The organism is Granulicella mallensis MP5ACTX8 (genome assembly GCF_000178955.2).
Lineage (GTDB): Bacteria > Acidobacteriota > Terriglobia > Terriglobales > Acidobacteriaceae > Granulicella > Granulicella mallensis.
Genome location: NC_016631.1, coordinates 4825719 through 4842723, shown reverse-complemented (window position 1 = coordinate 4842723; position 17005 = coordinate 4825719). Strand labels below are relative to the sequence as shown.

Here is a 17005-nt window from a genome sequence, read left to right as displayed (position 1 = left end):
AGCTGATGCATAACGCTTGTGGTGGCATTGGCAAAAGACGGGAGACAGCAGGTTCCTCGCTTCGCTCGGAATGACAACCAGAGATGCAAAAGCAACTGCGATTGCCCTGGCTATTACTTCTTTGTTTTAGGGCGCGCCGCGTCTCCCACAGTTGAATGCCGTGCGACCAGGGTCGGTGGGACGAGAATGCTCTTTGGCTTTCTTTCCCTCTTTTCTGAGAGGTCAAGTGCCAGTTCTCCCGTGATTCGGCCCAGCTCTGCAGTGCCGTGATCGATAGAACTGAGTGGGACGCGCAGGTATTTGGCGTAGCGAAAGTTTCCGCATCCGATCAACGCGATATCTTCGGGAACGCGCAGACCAGCCTGCAAGATCGCATCAGTGGCTCCCACTGCTGTCAGATCGTTGTAGCAAAAGACGGCATCCGGCACAGATTTGAGCTGCAGCAGTTGCTGCATCGCTTCAAAGCCGATCAGGTCTCCCGTCTCCTCCAGGCGATCGCGAATCACCACGTATTTAGAAGGGGAAGCCAGATCGTGTTTCTCCAGAGCGTTCCGGTATCCGCGAAGCCGATCGAGAGCAGGACTCGTGTCCTTCGCCCCGATGTGCGCAATGCGCTTGCGTCCGATCTTGATGAGGTGTTCCGTCGCCAACTCGCCTACGCGCGTGTCGTCAGAACCGACGAAGTGGGCCTTCAGGTGGGGGAAGTTGCGGTCGAACAAGATGCAAGGTGTAACTTCGTCTCCCAATTGGCGAAAGCTCCGCAGGTCGGACTGGCAGGAGGCAATGATCAGGACATCGACGCCACGGCTGATCAGCGCTCGAATCTCCTGCTTCTCGATCTCGGGATCATCTTCCGACGAGGCAAGAATCAATGCCCGATTGCTGTTGCGGAGGACGCCGCCCAGAGCCTTGGCGCACTCGGCAAAGAAGGGGTGAACGAGATCGGGAACGACCAGGCCAACCGTGTAAGTTCGACCGTTGGCCAGACCTCGAGCCAGCATGTTGGGGCGATAGTTCAGCTCCTTCATCCGCTTCAGCACTCGCTTGCGCGTCGCATCGCCGATGTCGGAGTTGCCGCGCAGGACCTTGGATACGGTTACAACGGAGACGCCAAGCTCCTGCGCAATATCTTTCAGTCGAACAGCCATGCCCAGCCCCCTTCTAAATATCGAATCATCCAAAGTACTAGATTGTGCGGGCGAGACAAAGCCGCGAGTCGTCCTCTAGGAAAAGCGTGTCCAGCGCCACAGACTCCAGGTTCCCACAACAAGCGACGCCAGGAGTACCACGCTTAATCCTATGACCCACGCGAAGTCCATCTTCAGGGGTGGCACCACGGCTCTAAGGCCTAGCCAGACGAAGATACCGGTTGCCACGAGGACGATCAGGTAATCCCACCAGCGCTTCCGCTCGTCACCTTCTCTGCCAAATTCCTCTCCTCCGAGCGCCGCCAGGGTGCGGTAGTAGTCCAGCCCGTAGCGATCGCACTCGCGCATCACGGCTTCGTGCCGCGAGGTGTGTTCCCGTCCCGAGGATACGGCGGTGCTGATGGAGAGCGCTCCCAGGATCATGATCACCGATCCGGCCAGCACCAAAAGCTTGTGAGCGCTGTTGGCCGTCGCCAACTCTCCGAAGACCAGAGCACCCCATGCTAGTCCCCAAAGCTGATTCGTGTTGGAGAGAGGGATTCCGCGGCTGATGCCGAGATACTTCGCCGCGAACTGCTGAAAGAGATCTCCGATGACCCAGACGAAGCCGCCAAGGAAGAGCCAGAACAGTACGCCTCGGATATGAAAGAGCTGAAAGGCTGTCGAGTGCGTTCCGCCATCGAGAGCGAGCGTGAGGATCAGAACGGTTCCCAGTTCGCCGATGGTGAAGGCCGTGACGAAGGACAGGGGATTCATGCCGCTGAGATAGGCTTTGCGATAGGGGACATACATCGTTCCCCACATGAGGCTTGCGCCGATAGCCGCGACGAATCCCCGGATGCTGTGCGCGGCCTGCGGCCCGGATCCGTGAAGGGTGCTGAAGCCCAGCATGATGGCCGCAATCACGATAGCGACCGCGCCGAGGACAACCTTGCCGGTGTTCCTGTTGCTTGCCCCTTCCAGCTCACGAAAGAGAAGCCGGCCCCAGAGCAGCCCGAAGAGGGAGTTCGTGTTCCAGAGAGGGAAGGCTACGGCAAGGCCTACATCGCGGACGGCAAAGACCGTCAAGGTGTTGGCGACTGCCCAGAGCGCACCCGCCAGGATCGCCCACACGATGAGGTGTTTCTTCTCCATCAGGTCGGCGAAGACATAGCCGGTTCCTTTGAGCAGCGTGGGAAAGGTCCACCGGGCGGTGAAGACACCAGCCACCATGCAGAGGGAGATGGCGAAAGGAGAGTATCCTGCGGTCACCAGCTTTACCGGGGCCTCCGCGGCTCCAAGCCAGACGCCGGCCACCAGGCCGCAGATCACTCCCAGGATATGCAGGGAGTGGATTTCGTTTCGCACTTTCTGTATCTCAGCTGCCACTCGTTCGACCTCGTGGGATGGATAGATTTATGCTTAGGCACGAGTGCTTAGTGCAGTACCACCAAAAGAACGATTCCGGCCAGAAGCACGACGAACGGCACGAGAAAATGGCTGTCGGTAAGGACGGTCCTGGTGCTTCGCAGAAAAGCCATGTGTCGAAATCTCCTGTGCTACTCTCGGAATCGCAATTAGTAACCGCTTACGTCGTGATAAACCTTATAAGCCACTTGCGGGGCTGTCAATGTGTCGAGTGATTTCGGGAACAACCTTCCGCATTGAAAGGGTTCAATGAGACTGTCAGCAGCGGCAAGTGATTTCATGTGCCTCCAGCAGAGAGCTACTCTTCTTTTCCTGTCGCCGTTCGGCGGGGCGCTCCTCGCGGCGCTTGTGCTTCTGCCTGTTCTTCATGTGAGAGCGCAAAAGACGGCGATTGATGAGGTGAATGTCTACGTCGGCACTGGCAAGGGAGCTATCGGTTATGGGGGCACGATGCCTTTTGTCACTCCGCCCTTTGGCATGACGGATTGGACTCCGCAGACACGTCAGAACAAGATCAGCGTTACCTCCTACGAATATAGCGATCCGGCGATCTCCGGTTTTATGGGAACCCACCAGCCTGCCATCTGGATGGGGGACTATGGCTATGTTGCGTTGATGCCCGAGCTGGATGAGCTAAAGACCAGCCCTGAGGCGCGCAAGCTGCCCTTCACGCATGCGGATGAGATCGCGCATCCGGACTACTACTCGGTATCGATGCAGGCCGGGAAGTCGCGAAGAATTCGCACGGAGATGACGGCCACAGACCACTGCGCCTATCTGCGGTTTACCTTCCCGGCCAATGAATCATCCCTCGTCATGGTGGAGGCTGCGCGTCCTGGTGTGCCCGGTTTTGCCCATGTCGATGCTGCCGCAAATGAGATCACGGGCTACAATCCCGACCGGATGGACGCCCACCTGGGGCCTTTGAAGCTGTCCCACTTCAAAGGGTATTTTGTCGTACAGTTTCGCAAAGCATTCCAGGGCTCCGGTACCTACGGAATGGAGCCTGCGCAGGCGGGTTCCGCCATCGGTGCTTACGCGAAATTTAAAACGGCTGAAGGGGAGATCGTCGAGGCCCGGGTGGGTACCTCCTTTATCAGCATCGAGCAGGCGCGTGAGAATCTGAAGCTCGAGATTCCGGACTGGGATTTCAAGGCTGTTCAACTCAAGCTGCGACAGACTTGGAACGAGAAGCTGGAGCGTGTTTCTATCGAAGGCGCTACGGAAGACCAGCGAAAGATCATCTACTCCGGCCTCTACCACGCGCTGCTTTATCCGCGGCTCTTCTCGGAACATGGTCACTACTACAGTGCATTTGACGACACGGTTCATGCCGGGGAATCGTATACCGCGTACTCCATCTGGGATACCTTTCGGGCGGAGCACAGCCTGCTGACGCTGATCGCCCCTGAGCGGATCGACGGTATGATTCAGGCGCTTCTGCAGGACTACAAGGAAGGCGGATGGATGCCGAAGTGGCCCAACCCTTCCTACACCAACATCATGATCGGCACCCATGCCGACTCACTGGTCGCAGAGGCAGTGCAAAAGCACTTTCACGGCTTCGACTACCAGCTTGCCTGGGACGCCGTGTACAAAGATGCGATGACGCCACCGGATGGGGACACGACAAGGCGGTGGGCCGACAGGGAACCGCACACTCCTTACGAGGCGCGGGCCGGGCTTACCTACCTGAAGACTCTGGGGTATATTCCCACCGATAAGACGGCAGAGGCGGCCTCGAGCACGCTGGAAGACTCCTATGACGACTGGTGCGTGGCGCAGCTAGCCAAGGCCTTAGGTAAGAACAAGGAGTATGAGTACTTCCTGCACCGTTCTTTGAACTACCAGAACCTCTTTAATAAGGCGACCGGGTTCATGCAGGGCAAGAGATCCGATGGGTCATGGGCGAATCCGGACGAAGGTTGGACGGAGGGAACTACCTGGGTCTACACCTGGGCCGTGATGCACGACATTCCTGGCCTGATCGATCTTATGGGTGGAAGAGACAACTACAACGCCAGGCTGGACGAGCACTTTGCAGGAAACCATAACGTGCACAGCAACGAGCCAAGTCATCACTATGGCTATCTCTATGACTACAGCGGACAACCCTGGAAGACGCAGGCGAAGGTGCGGGAGATTGCCGCGGCGGAGTATGCAAATCTTCCGGGAGGCATCGACGGCGACGATGACTGTGGGCAGATGTCTGCCTGGTATATCTTCACCGCGTTTGGGTTTTATCCGGTGAATCCTGCGTCCGGCGACTACATGATCGGCAGCCCGCTCTTTCGACGCATGTCGTTGCGGCTGACGAACGGGAAGACCTTTTCAGTCTCGACCGAGAACAATTCAGCGAAGAATGTATATATCCAGTCGGTCACTCTGAACGGTAAGCCATTGACCACTCCAGTGCTTCGGTTTGACGATATCGAGGCTGGCGCTTCGCTGAAGATGGTGATGGGGCCGGCTCCCTCACGGTGGGCTGCCGACTGGAAACCTGTGTCGATAAGTGATGCCTCTAAACGGTAGAGCGTAGGCTTTTCGCATCAGGAAGCAACGATTGAAAAGGTACAAGGAGATCCAACTGTGCTCGACATGTCCATGTTCCGCCTTATTTTGAAAGTATCCGGTTACATGCGTTTTCCATGGTCTTCTGCTTTATTACCGAGAGCTGTCGGACACATGGTCCTTGCCTCTTCGTTGGCTGTTCTGGCTGCTGCGCCTCTGATTGGACAGACGAAAGAGACGACAACCGCGTGGCAGGACGGCCGTTTTCATGTCGACCCGAAGAGCGTTGTCGGAAGCTCGGACATTATTCTTCAGCGGCCGAATCTATTGCCTCGGGAGTTGATGCCGCTGGGCAATGGACGCCTCGGTGCCGCAGTGTGGGCCCAGGATGGCTATACCGTGCAGCTCAATCGAGGCGATACCTTTCCGCACCGCCTGTCTCCAGGCCAGCTTGTGATTCCTGGGCTGCGGAGACTGACGCAGGCCAGCGACTACTCCGCGCGTCTGGATCTCTATGACGGGGAGTTTCAGGAGCAGGGTGGCGGCATGAGTGCCGTCACGTATGTGGCGGAGAAGCTCGATGCGCTGGTGGTCGAGGTGAAGGGTGCAGACCCCAAGAGCTTGCAGACGGTGGAGCTCAAGCTTTGGTCGCCGCGTAAGCCTCAGGTGCTGCAGAAGGGCAACATCGGCGTGCTCGCGGAGACCTGGGTGGACAATGAGGAGGCTGGAGCCAGCGGCGAGACCTTTGGTTCCTTGTCCGCGGTGACTGTTGATGGGACCGACCTTCACGTCGAGCAGGATGGCCTTGCGATTAAAGTAAGCTTTCATCCGCGAGCCGATGGATCGTTTCGTGTTCTTGCAGGTGCGCCGCATTGGCGCGGCGGCGATGCGCTCAGCACGGCGTCGGAGTTGCTTGCCGGAGTTGAGAAGCTTTCATCGAGTGAGCACCGTGCCTGGTGGAACCAGTACTGGGAGCGGGTAGGGTTGATCCAGGTCTCCTCGCACGATCACACTGCGGAGTACCTCAATAACCTGCGTACGATCGACCTCTTTACGGCTGCGGCTGAGAGCCGTGACAGGCTGCCTGGGGCGCAGGCCGGCATCGGCGATCTGTTCTCTTCCATTCGCGATGAGCACCAGTGGGGGCCTTCCGCTTACTGGCACTGGAATCTGCGCATGCAGGTAAGTGCGAATCTCGGCGCCGGTGTTCTTGATCTGAACGACTCTTATTTCAACCTCTACCGGGAAAATCTCAACGCCGTGCTGGTCTGGACTAAAAAGCATATGGGCGGCCGGGCTGGAATCTGCGTGCCTGAAACGATGCGGTTCAACGGTCAGGGCTTTGAGAATGAGACCTGGATCCCTGCTGCCGCGATCAACTGTGGCGAAGACTCCAAGCCGTACTACAACGCACGCACGATCTCGACCGGAGCCGAGGTATCCCTGTGGATCTGGCAGCAATTTCTGTTTACGGACGATTTGAACTTCCTGCGCGAGAACTATCCCGTGATGCGAGAGGCTGCTCGTTTTTATCTAGCCTATGGAACGCACAGCGCTGATGGGTCGCTCCATACCTTCCCCTCCAATGCGCATGAGACGAAGTGGGATGTCCATGACCCCACGACCGACGTCTCGGCGATGCAGGCTCTTTTCCCTGCGGTCATCGAAGCGGCAGGTTTGTTGAAGATTGACGATGCAGTGGTGGAACAGTTGAAGAAGGATGTTCCTAAGCTGTCGCCGCTCGCAAGGATCAGCTTGGCTTCTCCTAATGTGCTGGCAGCGCCGGATGCAGACGGAAAAGACATTGTGATTGCCGCCAGTGGCGATCCGGCAGCCCCGAGCCATAACTCTGAAAATATCGGGCTGGAGCCGGTGTGGCCATATGGGTTGATTGGAGATGAAGGACCGCTGCATGCTCTCGGCGTACGCACCTTCCTTAATCGTCCCCAGAAGAATGAAGCCGATTGGAGCGCCGATCCTGTTCAGGCTGCGCGCCTGGGGCTTGCGGAGGAATTCAAATCGAGTGCGCTGGCCTTGACGGAGAGATACCAGATCTACCCCTCAGGATTGGCGACCCTTGTGGGGCCTGAGTTCTATGTCGAGCAGATCGGCGTCGTTGCCGATGCCATTCAGACTGCTCTCGTCCAGGATTACGATGGGCTGATCCGGATTGCTCCTGCCTGGCCGAAGGATTGGAGTGCGGACGGAACGGTTTTCGTTCAGCACCGCAATAGAGTGCATGTACAGATTTACGACGGCGAGCTTGTTACCGTTGGGATCGATGCGGGTTCCGCATCGCCGCTAAAGGTTCGCAATCCCTGGCCTGGCGAGAGTGTCGAAGTGGTCAATGCACGAACCTCAGCGGTAGTAGTGCCCGCGAGTTCGGCCAGGGTACTGCAGTTTTCGCCCCAGGACTCGACCAGCTATCTCATTCGCCCGGCGAGCGGGAAGAGCACTCTGCGTTTCGAACCCGTTTCTGGAGCAAGGGCGGTAGCGCCGAAGTCTTTGGGTAGCCGTACGATCGGCATTGCTCGATAGTCAAAGGTCGTGGGTTTTCTGGTTGCAGGTAGTGTCTGAGGACTCGGGGACAACGAATAGTTTGTTTGGACTCTCCACAGAATCGTCATCCTGAGCGAAGCGCCTCGCGCTTTTGCGAGGTGCCCAGTCGAAGGACCCCGAGGGACTCGATCTCGCCCAGGAAATTGGGACCTTCTCCAGCACGAAGGCTAGAGCGCTTGAGGTGGAGAAGGCGCGAAGGATATAGGCAAGACCGCAACCTTCGGGGTCCTTCGACTCCGCGTCCCCAAAAGCCGGGACGCTACGCTCAGGATGACGTCTCTGTGAAGGGTGTACAAGAGCACCTGGAGATAGCTGGCAAATAAAATCTGCGGAAGGTTTCTATCGAGAGCGCCTAAGGGCGCTCTCTTTTATCTGCACCTACTAACGCAGAAATAAATATTTTCAACTTCCAACTATTTTGGAATAAATAACTCGCTGCGTTGTTTCTACATACGAGACGCCGACCGGTGAGTTTCCGGGTGGCTCTATTTCAAAACAATCGAGTTACTCTTCAGGAGCTTTCATGACTTATAGCAATGAAGTGCTGCGGCCAACAGGCCGTCGCCTTCGCACCTTTTCGAGTGTGGCAACGAAATCCCCCACTCGTTTTGCCTTATCTTTGTTGTTCTCGGCGGTCGCCGCATTGTGCCCTCTCGGCTCTTTCGCGCAGACGAGCACTTACACGCAGACTAATATCGTCTCCGACGGCGCTGTTGCAGCCAATAAGACAGATCCGAACCTTACTAATCCGTGGGGTATCGCCATCGGCAAGGCTTTCTGGATCGATTCACCTACAAGCGGTCTTTCTTTGATCGATGACTCTCAGGGGAACCAGCAGTTTACGGTCGCTGTTCCTCCGGCTATTGCCTCTTCGACCCATGGAGAGCCGACGGGCGTAGTCTTCAATGGCGATACGACTGTATTCCAAATTCCGAGCAATACGGCTGCGCAATTTATCTTTGCCACGTTGGACGGCACGATTGCCGCGTGGAACTCCACCACGCCGGCGGCTGTGACAGTAGTCAATAACTCGGCTGCAAAGGCCGTATATACGGGCATCGCCATCGACACAAATCCAACAGGCACTTTCCTGCTGGCTGCCAATCAAATCCCCGGCGGAGGAATTGATGTATTCGATAAGAACTTCGCTCCAGCCCATCTTGCAGGAAGCTTTGCTGATCCTGCGTTGCCGGCCGGTTTCTCTCCTTTCTCTGTGCACATCCTTGCGGGGAATGTATATGTCGACTACACAGAGGTCAATCCATCCACGGGTAAGAGAGTAGTGGGTGCGGGCCTTGGTTTCGTCGATGTATTCGATGTCAACGGAAACCTTATTCAGAGAGCGATCAGTGCGGGAAACCTGAATGCTCCGTGGGGCATGGCCATTGCGCCTGCGGGCTTCGGCAGCTTCAGCGGCGATCTCCTCGTGGGTAACTTCGGAGATGGAACGATCAACGCCTTCGATCCAAGCAGCTTTGCCTTGAAGGGCCAGTTGCAGGATGCGGATGGCAACGCAATCACGAATAGCGGTCTGTGGGAGATTGTCTTCGGAGCCAAGAATGTGGGCGACCCGAATACTCTGTTCTTCTCGGCTGGTATCAACGGCACCAAGGATGGTCTGTTTGGAGAGATTTCGGTTTCAGGGCCTCCGGTAGGAACTCCGGATTTCACGTTCCAGTCCGGCACGACAGCGCTGACCGTTTCGAATGGAAAGAGCGGCACCGTCAATGTATCGCTGGCGGGAATAAATGGGTTCAGTGGCCCGGTGACGTTCTCCTGCTCCGGTCTGCCGACGGGCGATAGCTGCACCTTCAGCCCCACAAGGGTCTCTGTCTCCGGCACCACGGCGACAGCAGTAGCCGTATCCATTGCTACAGCCGCTACTGCGAGCACCGGCATGGCGCAGCTCAAGCAGCATGGAGCGGGCTATGGTCTGACCCTGGCTTTTGTAGGGCCGCTCGGACTGTTGGCGCTTCTCGGCATTCGCCGCCGGTCGATGCTTCTGCGAGGCACAGCACTGGCGTTTGCGCTTGTTCTGATGTCCGCTGGTGTAGTTGGCTGCGGTTCTTCGAGCAAGGACCAGAGCCTTCCTCCTCCGGCTGCGCCCGTGACGACCAACATCACGATCAACGCCACGGCTGGAAGCACAACGCATACGATCCCTGTTGCACTTACTGTCGACTAAACAAAAATAACGTGACCTTGGCGGGAGGAATCCATTGGATTCCTCCCGCCAAGTTTTTAACTAATGACGAAAGTGGTTCTCTATGGGAATCGTTCTGGTGCTGTTAGTCATGAGTTTATTGGAGGATGATGGTCAGTTCAACACAGCGCGAAGCGCGTTCCCTGATGCTTCAGCATCAGGGAGACGGAGGGAGCCGTAGCCTTCAGGCTACGAAATTCAGGCTTGGCAAAGATGTGGCCTTTAGGCCCGGGCCTTTTTTCGGCTGCGACCAAAAGGCCCGGGGCTAAAGCCCAATTCTTGTTCGGCCTTTTATTCCGTAGCCTAAAGGCTACGGCTCCCTCCGTCCCGCGACGCTGAAGCGTCACGGTTTGCGCTTTGCGCCAAGGGGTAACGCTGGTGCTTCAACGAATTAAACACTCATCACATTCGTACGAGTGGCGGTCCGAAATGCTACGGGGAGTTTTCCCATCTGGCGCGAGCTAGCAAAAAAATCAGCGTAGCTCCGAGTAGCTACGCTGTGGCCCATTACCGATTTTTAATAGAGATAGGCAAAATTACAAAAGGAAGTAACTAGCTGGTTGCAATATTTCCATTCAGGCCTGCGGGGAAGAAGCCGCCTTTGGATACGCCGGTCTTGCCAGCAGCGTTATAGACGATCTGAAGGACCTGTGAGGTGCTACGCGTGAAAGCTGTCGCGAGCGGCACAGAGGTCGTTGCCGTGGCTGTGCCGGAGGTAGCGAAGAAGCCACCGGCTGCGGTTGGACCCTGGGTTGCCAGTACCTCCGCGCCGGGATCGCTGGTAGGAACATCGAGAGAGTCGGCTGCAGCAAAGGGGGCTGACTGTTGGATGGCGATCAGACGCAATGCGCCTGCCTGGAAGCCTTCTACCGCCAGAATCTGCGCCGCATAGGCGAGGTTCGTTCCGGTCAGCAGAGCGGTGGCCCCTGCATAGGCTGTTGTGCCTACATCTTCAAATTGACGAGCGATGGTGATGATGTTGGCCGAGGTGACGGGGCCAGCTGCCGATAGATCCAGGGCCGGCCGTGCAACATGGCCGCTGCCGATCAGCGACTGCAGATCTGCGACATGAGACATTTCGTTGAAGAAGATCTCGTTGAAGATATCGGTGATCTGCTGGTTGGGAAATGCAATCTTTGCGCTTGGAGCTCCAGTGATAGCTCCGCTGCCCGCGGTAAGGTTGGAGGGGAGATCGGTACCTTGAGTCGCAAAGGAATAGAACGTTGCCTCAAGATACTCGAGATTCAGTGCGAAGTTCAGAACGTCAGTCTCTGAAGGGCCGGCCGCCATCACGGTGGACGAGCCGTTCGAGTGCGAGTTACCGCATCCGCCCAGAAGTGCCATACTCCCCGCAGCGCCAGCAAGACTAAGCCCGGCCATAAATCTTCTACGGTTTAGGGTCCGCTCAGCGCGGATCGCTTTTGCCTGCTCGACTGTTATCTGCTCGAACTCCGGTGCCTGTGTCTTACCTGCCATTGGAAGTGCTCCTTGGGTTACATCAAACTGCTGTCTGAGAAACACGGGAGATGGCAATTTATTTCAGACAAGAGACGGCAATTTATTTCATTTTTTTAGGTTTACAGAAGTGAGTAAAATTCCGAGTTATCAATCATGCGAGATAGCTCCTTTTCATCGGTTCCGTGGATTGCACCGATGTGGCGCTTTACGATCTTGTCGGTACCTGCGGCAAATACCTTGAACTTCTCTGATCCTTCAACGGCTTCTTTTGCGAACAGCTTTTCGTCCATGTCGTGGATCTGTGCCATGTCGCTGATATAGGCCTCATCGAAGTCGGGGCCGGAGAGGTCCTCCAGCTTTTGCAGGCGCTGCTGGAAGGTGTCATTCAAAGGCTGAGGCAGCTTGATTCCCGCGGCGGTTGCAATCTCTCTTAGCTCACGGTTTACAAGATCGTGGTCATGGACTTCCATGATGGCGAGATCACGCACGTCCTGGCTAGTGGCCTTCTGTTGGGCTACTTTGCTGGCTACGACCTCATACATACCACCCTGGGATACTTTGGCGGCGAATACCTTATCTGCTGCGGAGGCTGTAGCGGATAAGGAGGGAGCGGAGGCGACGGGCAAGGCCCAGATGACGGCTGAGGAGCAAAGAACAAAGAGGGTTGACTTCATGGGAAAGATCTCCTGGGGAAGGTGTGTGCGCAGGCTGTACTCTCTGAGGCACTCACATGGTTCCAGTGATGAAACACACCGGAGGCTTGATTATTCCCTCGGACTGCAGGCGACGAGGCGATTTCACATGAATAAACGCAGGTGTGGATGAGGTCGGTCGCCTAAAGGCAGTCGTCTATATTTTGTTCATCATTTTTCGCTGATCCTTGGAATAAACGACGAAGGGCGGTGTTGTGTACGACGAGCATCCAAATTGCCGGTTCCCCGCGATGAAGTGCAGAGCCTGCGGATGCCTATGGAGGTTTCTAATGTTGTCTGGCGCAATCAATCGATGTTGTTCTGTCTCAAGTCTGAGGACAGGTTGCTTCTTGCTTTTCGTTGGTGCTGCGCTGTGCTTTGCGCCTGGGGCCAGTGCACAGACCTCGGGAGATTCGGTGGATGTCCCTGGACACTCTTCGCTCGTGTTGAGGGCCAAAGGCGTCGGCGCGCAAGTCTATAGCTGTCTTGCAGGGAAGTGGACGCTGCAAGGCCCGGATGCGAACCTCCTGAACCCGACGGGTGAGGTGATCGGGCGACACTTTACAGGGCCTACCTGGAAACTCAACGATGGCAGTTGGGTCAAAGGCAAAGCAGTCGCCAAGCAGGATTCGCCGGAGGCGGAGTCTGTGCCGTGGCTGTTGCTTGAATCTGTTAGTGGTGAGGGTAGCCTGGCGGCGGTTCACTATATCCAGCGCACGGAGACGCACGGTGGAAACGCGCCTTCCGGAAGCTGTCGCGAGAACGCAGAGGTGCGGGTTCCCTATTCCGCAACCTATTCGTTCTATGTGGTGAATCCTTAAACAGGCAGTAACTTAGGCTGCGCTTCGTGCATAGCGAAACTCCCCTGCGACCAAAGGCGGATGGTAAATTTAAGATATTGTAACCAACTCCACTTCGAAGCCTGATTCCTTGTCGGCAGGCGAACGTTCACGGTATCAAGACGACGAGCGGATGCTGTTACTGCGGCAGATCGCCGCCTCTCGGACATTTGCCAAGTCTCCCCGGCTTACGAAGTTCCTCGAATTCATCTGCCTGTGGCTGTTTGAGGGCCGTGCTCGGGAGATTAACGAGCAGCAGATCGGAATCCATGTCTTCGGACGGTCGGCTGCCTATAGCGCCTCGGATGACAGTATTGTCCGGAGCCAGGCTCGCCTTTTGCGCCAGCGGCTTGAAGAGTACTTCGAGCACGAGTGCCCGCACAGTGTGCTGATCGTCACCATCCCCAAGGGCGGCTACGTGCCTGTCTTCGAACCCCGGGAGGTGGTGCAGGGGGTAGCCGTCCAGCCGAAGCCAAATGCGGAAGCAGCTTCGGCTGAATCTTCGTCTGTCGCTTCGGCCGCCACTGCTCCTGCGCAGAAGCGCGGTCCGCGGCGCGTGCTCCTTCTGGCGGGACTCACGGCACTTGCTGTGGCGATTGGGGTGGTTGGTTTTTTCCTGCGTCCTCGGAGCCCTCAGCCTGGGGCCGCCGCCGATGCCCTCTGGTCGGAGCTCTTTACCTCGGCCAGTCCAACATTAATCGTTCCTTCGGACGACGCACTCGTTCTCTTTCAGGACTTTACGAAGAGCCCGGTTCAATTGGACGAGTATCTCAGCGGCACCTATCTGAGCAAGGCGAATCTGCCGAGCGTCAATGGAATTTCGCTCAGCGCCGAATGGTTTGCGTCGCACCAGTTGACGAGCTCGGCGGACCTCAACCTGGCGCTGCGGTTGGCCAGACTGCCCCAGGCGGTCAAGGCCGACGTGGAGACCCGTAACGCCCGCGTGCTGCGGATCGACGACTTGAAGAGCCGCAACGTCATCCTGATTGGCGGTGTCGCGGCAAATCCCTGGGTCGGGCTGTTCAAGGACCGGCTCAACTTCGACGTCAACTGGGACTGGAAGGCCTCGGAAGGCTACGTCGTCAATAAGCATCCCCAGTCAGGCGAATCTGCGCTGTACCGGGACACCGTCACGGACGGGGCGAGACGCAGCTATGGGGTCCTCGCCTTTCTGCCAGGGATCGAAGGGAACGGCGACGCTCTTCTGTTTCAGGGAACGGGCATGGCAGGTACGGAGTCTGCTGCGGATTTCCCCTTCAGCCTGACGGAGTTTAGAAACTTCGCCCAGCGGATAGGGGCCACTCATGACAGGATGCCCTACTTTGAAGTGCTGCTCGAAACCTCGAGCGTCGGTGGCAACGCCCCCGAGGCTCGGGTCGTAGCGTACAGAATCATCCGGCCTTGACCGGATGGACGCGCCTTGCTGGAAGCGCGAAACCTCAGGTAAGTCCCCTCAGAAGCGTCATCCTGAGCGGAGCAGCTCGCGCTTTTGCGAGGTGCGGAGTCGAAGGACCCCGAGGGGGGATATTGCCCAGAGTGTTGGGATCTTTTCCACCACAACGTCGAGGCTTGAGCGCTTGAGGTAGAAAAGGTTCGAAGAGCTTGGGCAAGGATGATGACCCTCGGGGTCCTTCGCTCCGCGTCCCCAAAGGCCGGGACGCTTCGCTCAGGACGCCGCCGCTGTGGTGAGTAAAAACACAACCATCGATTTCGCTCTAATTCATAGCGACGCAACCATAAAATCCATTTCCTGCGCATAAAAGAGCCGAAACCGTGTTCATTCGCTTCGTTTATTCGTACCTCTAACTCCTTTAGAATGTGCGAAAACATCGCGTTTCACGGTGAAAACGGAGCCGGTACGGTGAAAATGCTTGAGCTTTCATAGGGCGGGGTGCGAGTGTTTCGCAATCGGAGAAGCTAATGTGGACGCGACGTAAATTTATTGAGCTTTCGTGTGCAGGGGCTGCCCTGGCTCATGGAGGGCTTGCTGCGGTTGGCGAGACCCCGGCCCCCTCGTCTTCTCCTAAACTAGAGCCGCCGATGGGGCCGCCCAGATCGTCCGCCGAGACGGCGATCGAAGCCTGCCGGGGTGTTCTGCAGCGCCAACTCGGCTCCCGGGCGGCTGAGTTTGACCTGCATCTGCTTCCCGCGGTGGACGGCCATGAAGTCTATGAGCTCTCCGCCAGCGGAGGCAGGGTGGCCGTTGCGGGTAGCAGCGGCGTCAGTCTGTGTCGTGGGATCTATATCTATCTGCGGGAGCATTGCCAGGCGATGATCGCCTGGAGTGGCCGCCATCTTGATCTACCTGCCCGGCTTCCTGACGTGGAACACCATCGTGTCGTCTGCCCGTACAAGTTCGTCCAGTATCTGAACCCGTGCACCTACGGGTACACGATGGCCTTCTGGGACTGGCCGCGCTGGGAGCGCGAGCTCGACTGGATGGCGCTGCACGGCATTACGATGCCGCTGGCCCTGGAGGGCCAGGAGGTCATTTGGAACCGGGTATGGCTCTCGCTCGGCCTTACCGAGGCGGAGATCGACACCTTCTCCGTGGGCCCGGCGCAGCTGCCATGGCATCGCATGGGCAATATCAATCATTTCGCCGGTCCTCTGCCGCAGCATTTCATGGAAGAGAAGCGGATTCTCCAGCGCCAGGTTCTGAACCGGATGCGGGAGCTCGGCATGAAGCCCGTAGCGCCTGCCTTCGCCGGCTTTGTGCCGCAGGGCTTCAAGCGCCTCCATCCGGAGGTCGAGACCTTCACCCTGCTCTGGCTCCGCAAGGAGTTCAAGACCATCCCGCGCAGCACGCGTACCTTCATCCTCCACCCGGGCCAGCAGGAGCTGTATCGCCAGATCGGGAAGAAGTTTATCGAGGAGTACAAGGCGGAGTACGGCGAGGTCGAGTACTACCTGGCCGACACCTTCAATGAGCTCGAGGTCCCGGTGCGGGAGGATCATCGCTACGAAGACCTTGAGCGCTTTGGACGAACCGTCTTCGAGAGTATCCAGGCCGGCGATCCCAAGGGAACCTGGGTGATGCAGGGCTGGCTCTTCGTGTACGACTCCGACTTCTGGAATAAGGAGTCCGTCGAGGCCCTGCTGCGCGGCATTCCGAACGACCGGATGCTCATCATCGACTACGCCAACGACCTTGCGCCGTCGGTCCAGGGCAAGTATCTGCCCGGCCAATGGAAGCTCCAGAAGGCGTTCTTCGGCAAGCCGTGGATCAACGGTATGGCCCACACCTTTGGCGGCAACAACAATATCAAGGGCAACCTGAAGCTGATGGCGACGGAGCCATCGACTGTCCTCGCCAGCCCGGAACGGGGCAATCTCGTCGGCTGGGGCATGTGCCCCGAAGGCATCGAGAACAACGAGGTGGTCTACGAGCTGATGACCGATGCCGGATGGCAGTCGGAAGCCATCGACCTCGCGACGTGGATTCCGGCCTATTGTCGCTCGCGCTATGGCGACTGCCCTCCTGCGATGCAGCAGGCATGGGAGTTGCTGCTCAAGAGTGCCTACAGCTCGCACATCTGGATGACCAAGCAAGCGTGGCAGGCAGAGCCGAGTGTGCACCCTATCGCGGCTTCGGTGGATGCAGGCCCTACCTTTCAGCGTGCGGTCGAGCTCTTTCTTTCCTGTGCTCCCCAACTGGCGAAGAGCGAGCTCTACCGCAACGACCTCATTGAGTTCGTCTCACAGGCTGTTGGCGGCAGAGTGGATGAGGCTCTTGCCCTGGCTGTGCAGGCTGGCGATGCCAAGCAGGACGAAGATGCTGTTGCGCATGCTGCCCGTGCCGTGGAGTGGATGCGCCGCATCGATGGCTTGATGAATCTCAGGCCAGACCGCCGCCTCGAAACCTGGATGCAGGCGACGCGCGCTTATGCGAAGACAGACGATGAGGCGACCTTCTACGACGAGAACGCCCGGCTGCTGATCACAACCTGGGGTTGGCCGGAGCTTTCGGATTACGCCTCGCGCGTCTGGTCTGGTCTCATTCGCGACTACTACGCGGCCCGCTGGGAGGCCTGGTTCGAAAGCCGCCACACAGGTCGTTCCTTCTCGCTCGACCTTTGGCAGCAGACCTGGCTGTCTGCTCCCTATCGCCCCAGTAAACCGCTGCCGGTCGCCGATCTTGTCGCTGAGTCGCATGCGCTGCTGTCTGAAGTGAAGAGCTTGTAAGAA

At 57.5% G+C, this 17005-nt stretch carries 10 protein-coding genes; 6 read left to right on the top strand and 4 right to left on the bottom strand.

What is annotated here, in order from left to right; genetic code table 11:
* Positions 1–113: 113 nt before the first annotated feature.
* Entirely contained in the window at positions 114–1148 is a 1035-nt protein-coding gene (locus ACIX8_RS18880; RefSeq protein WP_014266982.1) for a LacI family DNA-binding transcriptional regulator, read from the bottom strand.
* Positions 1149–1223: 75 nt separating this feature from the next.
* Positions 1224–2495, bottom strand: a complete 1272-nt coding sequence (locus ACIX8_RS18875) for a GRP family sugar transporter (protein ID WP_223295385.1) — start codon at positions 2493–2495, stop codon at positions 1224–1226.
* Between the two features lie 309 nt (positions 2496–2804).
* Here ACIX8_RS18875 and ACIX8_RS18870 point away from each other — a divergent pair, with 309 nt between their 5' ends.
* The 3 genes from ACIX8_RS18870 (at position 2805) to ACIX8_RS18860 (ending at position 9810) form a co-directional block, all read left to right on the top strand.
* Positions 2805–5087 (top strand): GH92 family glycosyl hydrolase, encoded by a 2283-nt coding sequence (locus ACIX8_RS18870; protein ID WP_014266979.1) that lies wholly within the window; start codon positions 2805–2807, stop codon positions 5085–5087.
* A gap of 153 nt (positions 5088–5240) precedes the next feature.
* Positions 5241–7604, top strand: a complete 2364-nt coding sequence (locus tag ACIX8_RS18865; RefSeq protein WP_150110671.1) for a glycosyl hydrolase family 95 catalytic domain-containing protein — start codon at positions 5241–5243, stop codon at positions 7602–7604.
* Between the two features lie 544 nt (positions 7605–8148).
* The gene (locus ACIX8_RS18860; RefSeq protein ID WP_014266977.1) at positions 8149–9810 is read left to right on the top strand and encodes a TIGR03118 family protein; all 1662 of its coding nucleotides are present in this window, start codon (positions 8149–8151) and stop codon (positions 9808–9810) included.
* 570 nt (positions 9811–10380) lie between these two features.
* Here the strand turns inward: ACIX8_RS18860 and ACIX8_RS18855 are convergent.
* Together ACIX8_RS18855 and ACIX8_RS18850 are read right to left on the bottom strand one after the other, a co-directional pair.
* Positions 10381–11304, bottom strand: coding sequence for a ferritin-like domain-containing protein (locus ACIX8_RS18855; RefSeq protein ID WP_014266976.1), 924 nt, complete (start codon positions 11302–11304; stop codon positions 10381–10383).
* 101 nt (positions 11305–11405) lie between these two features.
* A complete protein-coding gene (locus ACIX8_RS18850; protein ID WP_014266975.1) occupies positions 11406–11960 on the bottom strand; it encodes a DUF4142 domain-containing protein in 555 nt (184 codons plus the stop codon).
* A gap of 368 nt (positions 11961–12328) precedes the next feature.
* Between ACIX8_RS18850 and ACIX8_RS18845 the strand changes: the two genes are divergently transcribed.
* The 3 genes from ACIX8_RS18845 to ACIX8_RS18835 all read left to right on the top strand — a co-directional run bounded on the left by ACIX8_RS18845 (position 12329) and on the right by ACIX8_RS18835 (position 17002).
* Positions 12329–12799 carry a DUF3455 domain-containing protein gene (locus ACIX8_RS18845; RefSeq protein WP_052310658.1) on the top strand — a complete coding sequence of 157 codons (471 nt, stop codon included), beginning with the start codon at positions 12329–12331 and terminating at the stop codon, positions 12797–12799.
* 151 nt (positions 12800–12950) lie between these two features.
* Positions 12951–14222 (top strand): hypothetical protein, encoded by a 1272-nt coding sequence (locus tag ACIX8_RS18840; protein ID WP_150110670.1) that lies wholly within the window; start codon positions 12951–12953, stop codon positions 14220–14222.
* 515 nt (positions 14223–14737) lie between these two features.
* Positions 14738–17002: an alpha-N-acetylglucosaminidase gene (locus tag ACIX8_RS18835; RefSeq protein WP_014266971.1), complete on the top strand. Its 2265-nt coding sequence runs from the start codon at positions 14738–14740 to the stop codon at positions 17000–17002.
* Positions 17003–17005: the final 3 nt, after the last annotated feature.